11 protein-coding genes are annotated in these 12,646 nt (G+C 62.2%); 7 read left to right on the plus strand and 4 right to left on the minus strand.

Going from position 1 to position 12,646, the window contains the following annotated elements:
* Positions 1 to 102: 102 nt before the first annotated feature.
* The gene (locus tag JMY24_RS06380; protein ID WP_128595048.1) at positions 103 to 798 is read left to right on the plus strand and encodes a type IV pili methyl-accepting chemotaxis transducer N-terminal domain-containing protein; all 696 of its coding nucleotides are present in this window, start codon (positions 103 to 105) and stop codon (positions 796 to 798) included.
* 110 nt (positions 799 to 908) lie between these two features.
* Positions 909 to 1,397 (plus strand): MgtC/SapB family protein, encoded by a 489-nt coding sequence (locus tag JMY24_RS06385; RefSeq protein ID WP_128585518.1) that lies wholly within the window; start codon positions 909 to 911, stop codon positions 1,395 to 1,397.
* A 10-nt stretch (positions 1,398 to 1,407) separates the two neighbouring features.
* Here the strand turns inward: JMY24_RS06385 and JMY24_RS06390 are convergent, their stop codons facing one another.
* On the minus strand, positions 1,408 to 2,577 hold the full coding sequence (locus tag JMY24_RS06390; protein WP_201701542.1) for a porin: 1,170 nt from the start codon (positions 2,575 to 2,577) through the stop codon (positions 1,408 to 1,410).
* A 270-nt stretch (positions 2,578 to 2,847) separates the two neighbouring features.
* On the opposite strand from JMY24_RS06390, the gene aldA reads away from it, so the two are divergent.
* From aldA to JMY24_RS06410, 4 genes are all read left to right on the plus strand, one after another.
* A complete protein-coding gene (gene aldA / locus JMY24_RS06395; RefSeq protein WP_128595050.1) occupies positions 2,848 to 4,299 on the plus strand; it encodes an aldehyde dehydrogenase in 1,452 nt (483 codons plus the stop codon).
* 217 nt (positions 4,300 to 4,516) lie between these two features.
* Entirely contained in the window at positions 4,517 to 5,836 is a 1,320-nt protein-coding gene (locus JMY24_RS06400; protein WP_128595057.1) for an MFS transporter, read from the plus strand.
* Positions 5,837 to 7,054 (plus strand): mandelate racemase/muconate lactonizing enzyme family protein, encoded by a 1,218-nt coding sequence (locus JMY24_RS06405; RefSeq protein WP_128595051.1) that lies wholly within the window; start codon positions 5,837 to 5,839, stop codon positions 7,052 to 7,054.
* 60 nt (positions 7,055 to 7,114) lie between these two features.
* Positions 7,115 to 8,776 carry a GMC family oxidoreductase gene (locus tag JMY24_RS06410; RefSeq protein WP_201701544.1) on the plus strand — a complete coding sequence of 554 codons (1,662 nt, stop codon included), beginning with the start codon at positions 7,115 to 7,117 and terminating at the stop codon, positions 8,774 to 8,776.
* Positions 8,777 to 8,895: 119 nt separating this feature from the next.
* Here JMY24_RS06410 and JMY24_RS06415 read toward each other — a convergent pair whose 3' ends face one another.
* Both JMY24_RS06415 and JMY24_RS06420 read right to left on the minus strand, forming a co-directional pair.
* Complete coding sequence (locus tag JMY24_RS06415; RefSeq protein ID WP_128595053.1) at positions 8,896 to 9,828, minus strand: LysR substrate-binding domain-containing protein; 933 nt, start codon at positions 9,826 to 9,828, stop codon at positions 8,896 to 8,898.
* Between the two features lie 206 nt (positions 9,829 to 10,034).
* Positions 10,035 to 10,400, minus strand: a complete 366-nt coding sequence (locus tag JMY24_RS06420) for a hypothetical protein (protein WP_128595054.1) — start codon at positions 10,398 to 10,400, stop codon at positions 10,035 to 10,037.
* A 236-nt stretch (positions 10,401 to 10,636) separates the two neighbouring features.
* On the opposite strand from JMY24_RS06420, the gene JMY24_RS06425 reads away from it, so the two are divergent.
* The gene (locus tag JMY24_RS06425; protein ID WP_128595055.1) at positions 10,637 to 11,266 is read left to right on the plus strand and encodes a glutathione S-transferase family protein; all 630 of its coding nucleotides are present in this window, start codon (positions 10,637 to 10,639) and stop codon (positions 11,264 to 11,266) included.
* A gap of 101 nt (positions 11,267 to 11,367) precedes the next feature.
* Here JMY24_RS06425 and fabV read toward each other — a convergent pair whose 3' ends face one another.
* Positions 11,368 to 12,564 carry an enoyl-ACP reductase FabV gene (gene fabV, locus JMY24_RS06430; protein ID WP_201701546.1) on the minus strand — a complete coding sequence of 399 codons (1,197 nt, stop codon included), beginning with the start codon at positions 12,562 to 12,564 and terminating at the stop codon, positions 11,368 to 11,370.
* Between the last annotated feature and the right edge of the window lie 82 nt (positions 12,565 to 12,646).

The following is a 12,646-nucleotide window of genomic DNA, read 5'->3' on the forward strand; positions in this document are numbered from 1 at the left end:
CCGTGTAACGACAAGCAGTAACCCAGCGCATCAACGGCCGCGTCGACGCTCAAGCAATTGCGCGCCGACGCGGCCCGCCGATCGGCATCTTCAGAAGTAGATATGCTCACAACAATAGAACGGCTTCAGGGCGCACGGTCCGACCCAGCGCAAGCGGACGTGTCCAGCGAAGTGTTGAGCTCGTTGATCAACATTGCAGGGCGTCAACGGATGCTTTCGCAGCGCATCGTCTTCAAGGCAATGCTCGCGCTGCGTCGAAGCGAGGGCGCGCTCGCCGTCGCGCAAGAGACGTTGCGCACCTTTGCGGACAGTCATGCGGCACTGGTGCAAGGCCGCGATGGTCTGCCGGGGCTCTTTTCGCCCGCTCTGCGCGAGGCTTTTCATGGCAACGGGAGCGGCAGCGGACACGTCGCGAAGAAGATCACGGACTTCATCGCATTGGCGGGCACAGCGCTCGACGCCATAGCGCGCGACTCTGCGAGCCCCGAACGTGCCGTCGAGGCCCTGATCGCGTCAGCGGACCCGTTGCTCAGCGACCTGCATGGCGTGACAGCGGTCTACGAACAGGAAAGCCGCCGCATTGCGCGTGCTCAGAAGAAAGAGCAACAGCACTTGATCGAGCGGATCAAGTCGATCGCGAAAGAAGCGCATATCGTGTCCTTCAACGGCCAGATCGTGGCGAGCCGCACGGACGTGACCGGCCGCGAGTTCGCGGTCGTGGCCGGCGTAATGACTTCGATCACGAAGGAACTGGAGGCAGTGGTAAGCGCATTCGTGAAGAAAACTTCTGGCGCGTGATAAGTAGTTCGCGCAACGCGCAGCGCGCCTGATACTTATCGCCGGCCCACCTGCCCACACGTGCCCATCCCGGCTATGCTTGGCGTTTTCGCAAACGTCGAGGCAAGTACATGAACAGCGGATGGCAGGCCGTGTGGGCAACGGCCAAGGCAGAATTCTCCGATCTCGGGGATCCGGCCGATGTAACGCAGGTGCTGATGCGTCTCGGGCTCGCGCTGATACTGGGAGGCGTGATCGGTTTCGAGCGGGAAATATCGCGGCGCGACGCCGGTATGCGCACGCACATGATGGTGGCGGTGGGCGCGGCCCTGTTCGTCGTCGTGCCGCTGCAAGCGGGTTTTTCGCAGGACAACATGAGCCGCGTGCTGCAAGGACTCGTGTCCGGCGTCGGCTTTCTCGGCGCGGGCGCCATCATGAAGCTCAGTGCGCAGCGCGAGGTGCGCGGCCTGACGACGGCGGCAAGCCTTTGGCTCAGCGCCGGCGTCGGTGTGGCCGCGGGCCTCGGGCGCGAGGCCACGGCGATTCTCAGCGTGGTTATCGCGCTGCTGATCCTGTTGAGCGCGCGCCTGGTAAAAGGCAACATGCCCGACGGCAAATAGCACGCGAGCGTTAGAACTTATGCCTCAGCGCGACGCGCACGGCGACCTGTGTGCCAGTCGACGAAGGCGCCTGCACACCCGGAATGAACGCGTTGTCGAGAATCGAATGGGTCGAGTCCCCCGTGACCTTCTGGTACTCGCCCTGCACATACACGTCCGTGCGTTTGGACACGTTGTAGTCCGCCATCAGTCCGACCGAATGGATTTTCGGCTTTACGCTGCCTGACGATGCATCGTAGTTCTCGATCGTGTACACATACTGCGTACCGACGAAAAACGCGGGCGTGAACTGATATTTGCCGTTCACTTCGAAGTTCTGATACCTGAGCGTGTTCAATGCGACGCCCGGCGCCGCGAGCGGAATGCCGACATAGCCATTGCCGGTCGGGCTCTTATAGGTGGAGTTCGTATAAGCGAAGCCGACAGTAGCCGAGCCGAACGTATAGTCGATGCCGCCGCCGAAAACGCGCATGCGTGCGGCGATGAAACTCGCGTCGTTCGCGGTGATCGCGCCTGTCGCGCCCACCCCGGGATTGTTTGCCCACAGATAGGCTGCCGCGATCAGCAGACCGCCGGTTGCATACTGGGCGCCAAAGCTATACGCGCGGTTATTGGCGAAGTTCGTGTCGTTGCTGAAGCTGTAGACGCCCCCGAACTGCAGGCCCGCTATTTCGGGGCTCGTGTATTTCACGCTATTGCCGAGTCTGAATGAGTTGTCGGTGTTGTCGTTGTCGTACGGATGCGCGAACAGGTAGCCGGCCCAATTGCCGTTAGCCGTGGTCTGCGCGAGGTAATCCACGACCGAGTCGTACTGGCGGCCGAACGTGAGCGTGCCGAAGCGGCTGTCGCTCAATCCCACATAGGCCTGGCGGCCGAACATGCGGCCACCCTGGCCGAGCCGCCCCGAGTTCACGTCGAAGCCGTTTTCCAGCTGAAACACGGCTTTCATGCCGCCGCCCAGATCCTCAGAACCTTTCAGGCCCCAACGGCTGCCCTGCGCGTAGCCGCTCGCCATCTCCCACACTGCGCCGTGCCCGGCGTTGTTCGTGTAGTCGAGGCCTTCGTCGAGCACGCCATAGAGCGTCACGCTGCTTTGTGCGAACGCGCACGGAGCAGCCAGTGACGCAAGGGCTGCGAGAGCACTGAGGGTAGCGGTAGCGGACAAGGTTTTTTTTATCATCGAGAGCTCCAGACATTGGTAATGAGCGGCGTGTGGCCGAGGCTCGGCGCGGCCGCTGCTTTTTGGCGAAGCCCGGATTCTGCTATTCGTGAGCGGGTTCTCGAATGAGGCACATCCCTGGATAAACGTGACTTTTTCGAATGTTTGTCCCGCGAATTATTCGCTTGTGGCCGGTCATGACCCAGACAAAAATTCCGTTCATGCACTTTCGCATGAAGCCGGAAACGACTGGCCATGCGTTTCCCGCACAGCAAGAAGAAGGAGACAAACATGCGACTCGACCGAAACTTTGCCAACGGCCGTTTCCTCGAACCCGCCGCCGCAGCGGGTTGCGCCGATCAGGAATTGATCGCCGTCTACAACCCCGCCACCGAAGCGCTCATTGCGCACGTCACGGCCGCGAGCCCCGCCGAGGTCATTGCAGCAGTGGACGCCGCCGCGGTCGCTCAGAAAGCGTGGCGCAAGCTGCCTTCCGCGGAGCGGGGCGCGTATCTGCACAAGCTCGCCGACGCGTTGACCGAATGCGCGCCGGACATTGGCGCCGCGCTTGCGCTCGAATCGGGCAAGAGCGTCGCCGACGCCACCAGCGAAGCCGTCTACGCCGGTCAGATCACGCGTTACCACGCGGAGTGGGCGCGCCGCATCGAAGGCGAGGTCATTCCAAGCGATACGCCCGATGAAAACCTCGTGCTGCATCGGGAGCCGATCGGCGTGGTTGCCTGCCTGATCCCGTTCAACTATCCGGTCTATACGTTCATGCGCAAGGTGGCGCCCGCGCTGATCGCCGGCAACACGGTGGTCGTTCGCCCGAGCAACAACACGCCCACCTCGGCATTCGAAATCGCGCGGGCAGTCGAGAAGGCAGGGCTGCCCGCGGGCGTCGTCAACATCCTGGCCATGAACCATGCGACGGCTCAGGCGCTTTGCACGCATCCCAGGATCGGCATGATCACGCTGACGGGCAGCGTCGGCGCGGGCCGCAAGGTGCTCGAGTACTGCAAGGAGAATATCGCCAAGCCGTCGCTCGAACTGGGCGGCAAGACGCCCGCCATCATCGAGGCCGATGCCGACCTCGAGACAGCCGCGCGTGAACTGGTCGCCTCGAAGACCACGCATTGCGGGCAACTTTGCACGGCGATCGAACGTGTCTACGTGCACGAAAGCGTGCACGACCGCTTCGTCGCGCTGCTCAAGCGCCACATGGGCGCGGTCGAATTCGGCGACCGCAGCGAGCAGCCTTCGCTGATGGGTCCGCTCGTCAATGAAGCGTCGCGACAGTCGATCCACGCGATGGTCGAGCGGGCGATTGCAGCGGGCGCGACGCTCGAAACGGGCGGCAAGCTGCCTGCGTCGGCGGAGCGCAAAGGCTTTTTCTATCCGGCCACGCTGCTGTCGAACTGCCGTCAGGACATGGAGATCGTGCAGGAAGAGACCTTCGGTCCGGTCATGCCGGTCGTCAAATACCGAACGCTCGATGAAGCGCTCGAAATGGCCAACGACCACCAGTTCGGCTTGTCCTCAGTGCTCTACACGGAGAACTACCGCAGCGCGATGAAAGTCGCCAACGGTATCGAGGCCGGCGAACTCTACGTGAACCGCACGCCGGCCGATCCGTATCAGGGCTTCCATGCGGGCTGGAAACGCTCGGGGCTCGGCGGCGACGACGGCAAGCACGGCATGCTCGAATTCACGCAGACCCGTCTCGTCGTCATGAAGTACTGATGTAGAACCGGCGCGCGCCGCGCCGTGCATGGCAGTCCGCAAGGCACGGCGTGCGCTTGCCTTGCTTCGTCCAGAGGCAGCGAAGCGCTGCCACTCATAACAAAACATATTGGAGACGCACAGGCCGCTCATGCGGCACTGTGTCCCTCAGGAGGCTCACGTGTCATCTCAACCCGTTCGATCGTCTTCGACCCCGGCAGCGCTCGCGTTAGGCGAGATGGAAGCAGGCATAAAAGGCGACATAAAAGCAGACGCGCAAGCCGCGCTGCAACACACGAAGGGGCGCCGCTATACGCAGCTGATGTTGCTGGTGCTCGCCGCCGGCGCGATCTATCCGATTCTGTATCTGCGGCAGGTCTATCAGCCGACCATGCTCGAAGTGTTCCATATCACCGATAGCCAGCTCGGCTATCTGTATTCGTCACTCGGGACGATTTTCTTGCTGAGCTATCTGCCGAGCGGCTGGCTCGCGGATCGCATCGCGCCGCGCTTGCTGATCTGTTTCTCGCTGATCGCAACCGGTGCGCTGGGGCTGTGGTATTCGAGCGCGCCGTCGTTCCCGATGCTGATGCTGATCTTCGGCGGCTGGGGCCTGTCGACCGGCCTCACGTTCTGGGCCGCCGTCATCAAGCGCGTCACGATGATTGCCGGCACGAACGAGCAAGGGCGCTTCTTCGGTCTGCTCGACGGCGGGCGCGGTCTCATCGAAGCGATGCTCGCGACGGTCGCCATCACGCTGTTCGCGTGGGCAACGCAGACGAGAGGCGAGACTGTCGCAGCCGGCTTCAGAATGGTCGTCTACATGTATGCGTTCCTGTGCATCGCGCTCGGCGTCGTGCTTGTGCTCGTGAAGGATCCGCAAGGCGAGCAGGGCGCCCGCGCCGACGCCGCGAATCGCGCAGCGCGTCGGCGCAGCAACGTATTCGCCGATCTCGCAACGCTCGCGAAAATTCCCGAATTGTGGCTCGTCGCAGCCATTGTGTTCTGCGGCTACCAGGTGTTCTGGGCAACCTACAGCTTTTCCGCCTATCTGCACGAAGGCGATATCGGCCTGACGGTCGTCATGGCCGGAACGATCACCACTCTGAAGCTGTGGATGCGGCCAATCGGCGGCATTGGCGGTGGCTTTCTCGGCGACCGTTATTCGAAGGTGTCCGTGCTGGTTATCGCGCTCTTCCTCGCCGCGCTGTCGCTAATCGGACTGATGGCCGCGCCGCGTATTTCGAGCCATGTGCTGCTGGTGTTTCTCGTGCTGTTCATCGGCATTCTGACCTACGCGATTCGCGGGCTTTACTGGTCGCTGCTGGATCGCTGCAACATTCCGGTTTCCACGATGGGCCTTGCAATCGGTCTCATCTCCGTACTTGGCTATTCGCCCGATGTGTTTCTTCCGCTCATCAACGGTTACTTGACGCAGACGTTCCCGGGCGTATTCGGCTATCAGCTGTACTTCGGCTATGTGGCCGCGATGGCGGCGCTCGGCGGTTTCGCCGGACTCGCGCTCAGAAGCATGCTCAACAGGAAAGAGGTTGCGTAAATGAAAGTTGTCTCGCTCGAAACGCATGTCGTTGCCGTACCGCCGCCGCACGTAGGCGGCATGTACTGGATCTTTGTCAAGCTGAAGACCGATTGCGGCATTGAAGGCGTCGGCGAAATCTATTCGGCCACGTTCCATCCGAAAGCAATAACGCATATCGTCGACGATGTGTTTTCCCGCTACCTGCTCGATCATGATCCGCATCATATCGAGCGGCTCTGGCGCGAAGCGTATTCGAGCGGCTTCACGCAACGGCCCGACCTGACGATGATGGGCGTGGTGAGCGGACTCGAAATGGCGTGCTGGGACATCATCGGCAAGGCAGCAGGCAAGCCGGTTTACGAGTTGCTCGGCGGCATGGTCAATCCGCGCCTGCGTTCGTACACGTATCTGTACCCGAAGAACAGCCGCGGCGAATACGACTACGACGATCCCGACCTGGCCGCCCAATGCGCGGCCGAGAACGTGAAGCGCGGCTTCACCGCGGTGAAGTTCGATCCGGCGGGGCCGTACACGGCTTACTCGGGGCATCAACTGTCCATGGAAGTACTCGACCGTTGTGAGACGTTCTGCCGCCGGGTACGTGAAGCAGTGGGCAGCAAGGCCGATCTGCTGTTCGGCACGCATGGGCAGATGGTGCCCTCATCGGCGATCCGGCTTGCGAAGCGCCTCGAGAAATACGACCCGCTGTGGTTCGAAGAGCCGGTGCCGCCGGGTCAGGAAGACGCGATGGCGCAAGTCGCGCGGCACACGAGCATTCCAGTCGCAGCGGGGGAACGTCTCACTACGAAGTACGAATTCTTCAAGCTGCTGCAGGCGGGTGCTGCGTCTATTCTGCAATTGAACGTGGCGCGCGTGGGCGGCCTGCTCGAAGCGAAGAAGGTTGCCGCACTTGCCGAGGTGTACTACGCGCAGATCGCGCCGCATCTGTACAACGGTCCGATCGGTGCGGCGGCGAGCATTCAGCTGGCAGCATGCACGCCGAACTTCCTGATCCAGGAAAGCATCGGCACATGGGACGGTTTTCACGCGGCCGTGCTGACGAAACCGCTGCAGTGGGAAGACGGTTACATCATCCCGTCGCGCGAGCCTGGCCTCGGCGTCGAACTGAACATGGCAGTCGTCGCGCAGCACACGCCGTACACGGGCGAGCGCCTGCATCTGCAAATGGCCGCGCAACCCGCCGACGTGAAAGATCTCGCGCCGGCCAGGGGCTGAACGTCGCGCGGCCTTGTACAAGCATTCAATCGATTGAGCGCCACTCTGGCGACATAGAGCATGAACTACGACTACATCATCGTCGGCGCCGGGTCGGCGGGCTGCATTCTCGCCAATCGCCTGTCGGCGTCGGGCGAATACTCGGTGCTGCTGCTGGAGGCGGGCGGCAAGGACAGCTCGTTCTGGTTCAAGGTTCCGGTGGGTTTCACAAAGACGTACTACAACGAAACCTACAACTGGATGTACTACAGCGAACCGGAAAAAGAACTCGATAACCGTCCTATTTATTGTCCGCGCGGCAAGGTGCAGGGCGGCTCCGGTTCGATCAACGCGATGATCTACGTGCGCGGTCAACCGCACGATTTCGACGATTGGGCGGCAGCCGGAAATCCAGGCTGGGCATTTCGCGACGTCCTGCCGTATTTCCGCAAGCTCGAATCGCATCCGCTCGGCGACACGGAATATCACGGTGCTCACGGCCCGATCCGCATTTCGCCGATGAAAGACGCCGCACATCCGATCTGTCATGTGTTCCTGAAGGGCTGCGACCAGGCCGGCTACCGGCGCAGCGACGACTTCAACGGCGCACAGTTCGAAGGTGCCGGCATTTACGATGTCAACACGCGCAACGGCCAACGCTCGTCGAGCAGTTTCGAGTATCTGCATCCTGCGCTCGCGCGCAAGAATCTCACGGTCGAACACAATGTGTTGGCCAATCGCGTTCTTTTCGAGGGCAGGCACCGCGCTATCGGCGTGAGCGTCACGCAGAACGGCGTGGCCCGGCGTTTCATGGCTAAGCGCGAGGTGATTCTCGCTGCCGGCGCGGTCGATTCGCCGAAGCTGCTGCAACTGTCCGGCCTCGGCGATAGCGCATTGCTCGCGAAACACGGCATTACGACGATCAAAGAATTGCCCGCGGTTGGCCGGAATTTGCAGGACCATCTGTGCGTGAGTTTCTACTACCGTGCGAACGTGAAGACGCTGAACGACGAACTGCGGCCGCTCGTCGGCAAGCTCAAGCTGGGCTTGCAGTATCTGCTCACGCGCAAGGGGCCGCTTGCGATGAGTGTGAATCAGTCGGGCGGTTTTTTCAGAGGCAGCGAGCGCGAAGCGCAACCTAACCTGCAGCTTTACTTCAATCCGCTGTCGTACCGCATTCCGAAGAGCAACAAGGCGAATCTGGAACCGGAACCGTATTCGGGTTTCCTGCTTGCGTTCAACCCTTGCCGGCCGACGAGCCGCGGCTCGATTGAAATCGCGTCGAACCGTGCGGAAGACGCCGCGAAAATCCGCCTGAACGCGCTGACTACGCAAAAGGATATCGACGAGGTGATCCAGGGCTGCGAACTCGTGCGCAAGGTAATGGCGTCGCCCGCATTAAAGGAAATCACGGTCGAGGAAATCTCGCCGGGGCCGCAGGTGGCGAGCCGCGAAAGCTTCCTGCAGTACTTTCGCGAGCAGTCCGGCTCCATCTATCACCTGTGCGGCTCTTGCGCGATGGGCAGCGATTCGCGCACGTCCGTTGTGGATGCGCGTTTGCGCGTGCATGGCGTTGCGGGATTGCGCGTGGTGGACGCGTCGGTCTTTCCGAACATCACCTCCGGCAACATCAATGCGCCCACAATGATGGTCGCGGAGAAGGGCGCCGACATGATTCTCGAGGACGCGGCCGCGCACGTCGCGCGCGAGCCTCATGTGGCCGAGTTCGCCACCGCTGCTTGATGAGGGTTGGCCCTTGTTCAGAGGGTGTCTGAAACGCCGCGCCGGTCACAATCGATCGGCGCGGCTTTTTCATATCTGCAATATCGACGCGGTAGCCACCATCCACGCCGCGGCGATCGCTACACGTCGCCCAACGGCACCGCCTCGGACGACTCGAAAGCCCGTTCGCCGAGCCAGATCTCCTGCTGCAGCCAGTTGCGAAACAGCGTGACGTGCGGCAGCTCGTCCTGCCCCGCGCGGGTGACGAGCCAGTACGACTGGTGGCCGTCGACGTGCACGTTCAACACTTGCACGAGCCGGCCTTCGGCGAGTTCCCGCGCGATCATGTGGCGGTCTGCGATCGTCACGCCGAGGCCGTCGATGGCCGCGCGAATCGCGTGGTCGAGCAGATCGAATTCATAACCGCCGCGCGTATCCACATTCTCGATTCCGGCGGCCTTCAGCCAGTGTTGCCAGGTCAGGTAACGCTGATCCGTGCTTGCCAGCACATGCAGCAGCGTGAACTCGTTGAGATCGATAGCCGCCCGGCCAGCCTGCCGCGCGAGCAACGCCGGCGCGCAGACTGCGATATGCCGTTCGTTCATCAACAGACGATTGTCGAAACCTTCCCACTCGCCGTTACCGAAGCGGATCGCGCAGTCGAGCACGCCTGACTCCGCGAGTTTGTCGTCGACGCGAGTGGACAGGCTCAATTCGAGGTGCGGATGCGCGTCGCGCAGCCGGCCGAGGCGCGGCATCAGCCAGCGGCTCGTGAAGGTGGGCGGTGCGTTGATGCGCAGGCGGTTGCGATGCGTTTTCTCCTGCAGGCTGCGTACAGTGAGTTCGATACGGTCGAACGATTGCTGCAGCGCTTGCAGAAGTACGCGGCCGGCGGCAGAAAGCTCCAGATGGTGATGATGTCGTTGCAGCAGCGTCTCGCCGATCTGCGCCTCCAGTTGGCGCACTTGCCGGCTCACCGCGCTTTGCGTGACGTTCAGCAATTCCGCGGCGCGTGTGAAGCTGCCCGTGCGGCCAGCCACTTCAAAGGCTTTGAGCGCATTCAGCGCGGGCATTTTGCGTTTCAAGGTGTTCGACCGGGGAAGGAGGCGCGCCGTGCGCGATGTGCCCGGTATTCTAGCGTTTGCGGCGCGCGAAGCGATGCACGCCGCATGGGGCTTTTCGCCGGTTTCCCGGCTGAGGGCGCGGGAAACCGGCAGGAACGCAGAACTGTTCGTCGAACCGTTACGCAGCCGCGTGAACCCGGGTTTTACTGGAAAAGTTAATCCGCCGTGCGCCGATCCGCCAACGCCTTCTCGCAATCCGCAAGAACCTGCCGCACGAGCCGGGCTTGTGGATCGAGTTCGTCGGTGTCCAGGATTTCTTCGACGGCGTCGCGCGCCCAGTCGGCGTCGACAAAGCGCGCGTGCCTGCGCGCAATCTCCAGCGCGGTCGCCGACAACTTCGCAATGGAGAGCCAGTCGGCTTCGCGCGCGCGCCGGTCGAGCCATTTGTGGGCGGCCTGTACGTGGAACGCCGCGTCGGGCCAGTCCTCGTTGAGGTAATAAGCGCCGAGGCTGCCGCATGTGAGCCAGCACAACAGCTCCAGACGGTCTCGCGGACTCAGATGGTGGCGTACATCACTCATGGCGACGCTCGCTGCGGTAAAGTGCTTTCCGGTGGAGGCGGCGTGCAGCCGTCCTCCGCATTTATTAACAATATCACGCAGAATTCACCAGCGGCAATTCCCGGGCGTACCCTGGCGCACACGCAGTCCCAACGCGGTCCCAACACGGCGCCCGCGCCGGCGCAGCGCGAGCAGCGGAAAATCCCGCGAGGCGCTAACGTAACGGGTTCTTCCCCGATCACCGCATCCGACGTCCTATGCTGCAAATCCTCGGCAAGACTTCATCCATCAACGTGCGCAAGGTGCTGTGGACCTGCGCCGAGCTCGGCCTCGCGTTCGAGCAGGAAGACTGGGGCGCGGGGTTTCGCCCGACCAACGACCCGCAATTTCTCGCGCTCAATCCGAACGCCATGGTCCCCGTCATCAAGGACGGCGACTTCGTACTGTGGGAATCCAACTCGATCATTCGCTACCTCGCCGGCCGCTACCGGGATCGCGGCGAGTCGCTATATCCGGGCGACCCGCGCGAGCGCGCGCGATGCGACCAGTGGATCGACTGGCAGGCGAGCGAACTGAACCGCTCGTGGAGTTACGCGTTTCTCGCGCTCGTGCGGCACTCGCCGGCGCATCGCGACGTGCAGCAGATCGAGTCGTCGCGGGCAAACTGGGCGAAGCATATGGCGATCGTCGAAGGGCAGTTGCAGCGTACCGGCGCGTTCATCGCGGGCAACGCGTTCTCGCTCGCGGACATTCTGATCGCGCTGTCGATCAACCGTTGGCTCGAAACGCCGATTGAGCACGACGATCTGCCTGCCGTGGCCGCTTATATGACGCGTCTCGCGGAGCGCGACGGTTATCGCGAATACTGCCGCAACGGCACGCCGTAAGCGCGGCAGCGAGCAGAGGAGAACAGAAGGGAAACTGGAAGAGGGCAACCCGGACAAACGACGCGGGGCCGCAACGGCCCCGCAAACACGAACGCAACCGCTCAGACCTGAACGAGCCGCGGAATCTGCACGTCGGGATTGACGTCGGCCTCGTAATCGACGCCCGCAATCTCAAAGCCGAAAAGACGCAGAAAATCCGTCTTGTAGCCGCTGAAATCGGTCAGTTCGTAGATGTTGTCGTTCGTCACCTGGTCCCACAGCGCCTGAACCTGGTTTTGCACGTCGGGGTCCAGTTCCTTGTAGTCCGCGCGCAAACGCCCTTCGTCGTCGATGTGCGGCGTCGAACCGTACAGGCTCTCCTTGTAGAGGCCGTAGACCTGTTCGATGCAGCCTTCGTGCGTGCCTTTCGCCTTCATGACCTTGAAGAGCAGCGACAGGTAGAGCGGCATCATCGGAATCGCGGAACTCGCTTGCGTGACGACCGCCTTCAGCACCGAGACGCGCGCGTCGCCGCCTTTGGCCGCGAGCTTCTCGCGAATGCCGAGCACTTTCTGGTCGAGGTCCTTCTTGGCGGCGCCAATCGAGCCGTTCCAGTAGATGTCGTGCGTGATTTTTTCGCCGAGGTAGGTGAACGCGGTCGTCTTTGCGCCGTCCGCGAGCACGCCGGCTTCCAGCAGCGCGTCGATCCACATTTGCCAGTCTTCGCCGCCCATTACCGCGACCGTGTGGTCGATTTCGGTTTGCGTGGCAGGTTCGAGCACGGTTTCCTTGATGACTTCCTTGTCCGTGTCGATGCCGCGCAGGTTGACCGCCTTGCCGACCGGCTTCAACGTGGAACTGAACACTTCGCCGGTTTTCGGATGCGTGCGCTTGGGCGCGGCGAGGCTGTACACGACCAGATCGACCTGGCCGAGATCGCGCTTGATGACCTCGATCGTGCGTGCCTTTACTTCGTCCGAAAATGCGTCGCCGTTGATGCTCGTCGCGTACAGGCCTTCTGCGCTCGCGAATTTCTCAAACGCCGCGCTGTTGTACCAGCCGGCCGTGCCGGCCTTGCTTTCGCTGCCGCCGCGCTCGAAGAACACGCCGAGCGTATCCGCGCCGCAGCCGAACGCCGCCGTGATGCGCGCGGCAAGTCCGTAGCCCGTGGATGCGCCGATCACGAGCACCTTTTTGGGACCGTTGGCGATGGGACCGCGTGCCTTGACGTATTCGATCTGTTCCTTGACGTTGGCCTCGCAGCCCGTCGGATGGGTGGTTACGCAGATGAAGCCACGCACGCGCGGTTTGATGATCATGAAGCACCTCTTGTCGGAATTGGCGACATTATAGTGGCCCGCGCCGGCTCCTGGCGTGGCGCGCGGGATCGGTCATGAGGAG

This window comes from Paraburkholderia kirstenboschensis (assembly GCF_904848585.1).
Taxonomy (GTDB): domain Bacteria; phylum Pseudomonadota; class Gammaproteobacteria; order Burkholderiales; family Burkholderiaceae; genus Paraburkholderia; species Paraburkholderia kirstenboschensis.

Coding starts and splice junctions, on each gene's coding strand:
- JMY24_RS06380 (WP_128595048.1), top strand. CDS start 103: ATGCTCACAACAATAGAACGGCTTCAGGGCGCACGGTCCGACCCAGCG.
- JMY24_RS06385 (WP_128585518.1), top strand. CDS start 909: ATGAACAGCGGATGGCAGGCCGTGTGGGCAACGGCCAAGGCAGAATTC.
- JMY24_RS06390 (WP_201701542.1), bottom strand. CDS start 2,577: ATGATAAAAAAAACCTTGTCCGCTACCGCTACCCTCAGTGCTCTCGCA.
- aldA (WP_128595050.1), top strand. CDS start 2,848: ATGCGACTCGACCGAAACTTTGCCAACGGCCGTTTCCTCGAACCCGCC.
- JMY24_RS06400 (WP_128595057.1), top strand. CDS start 4,517: ATGGAAGCAGGCATAAAAGGCGACATAAAAGCAGACGCGCAAGCCGCG.
- JMY24_RS06405 (WP_128595051.1), top strand. CDS start 5,837: ATGAAAGTTGTCTCGCTCGAAACGCATGTCGTTGCCGTACCGCCGCCG.
- JMY24_RS06410 (WP_201701544.1), top strand. CDS start 7,115: ATGAACTACGACTACATCATCGTCGGCGCCGGGTCGGCGGGCTGCATT.
- JMY24_RS06415 (WP_128595053.1), bottom strand. CDS start 9,828: ATGCCCGCGCTGAATGCGCTCAAAGCCTTTGAAGTGGCTGGCCGCACG.
- JMY24_RS06420 (WP_128595054.1), bottom strand. CDS start 10,400: ATGAGTGATGTACGCCACCATCTGAGTCCGCGAGACCGTCTGGAGCTG.
- JMY24_RS06425 (WP_128595055.1), top strand. CDS start 10,637: ATGCTGCAAATCCTCGGCAAGACTTCATCCATCAACGTGCGCAAGGTG.
- fabV (WP_201701546.1), bottom strand. CDS start 12,564: ATGATCATCAAACCGCGCGTGCGTGGCTTCATCTGCGTAACCACCCAT.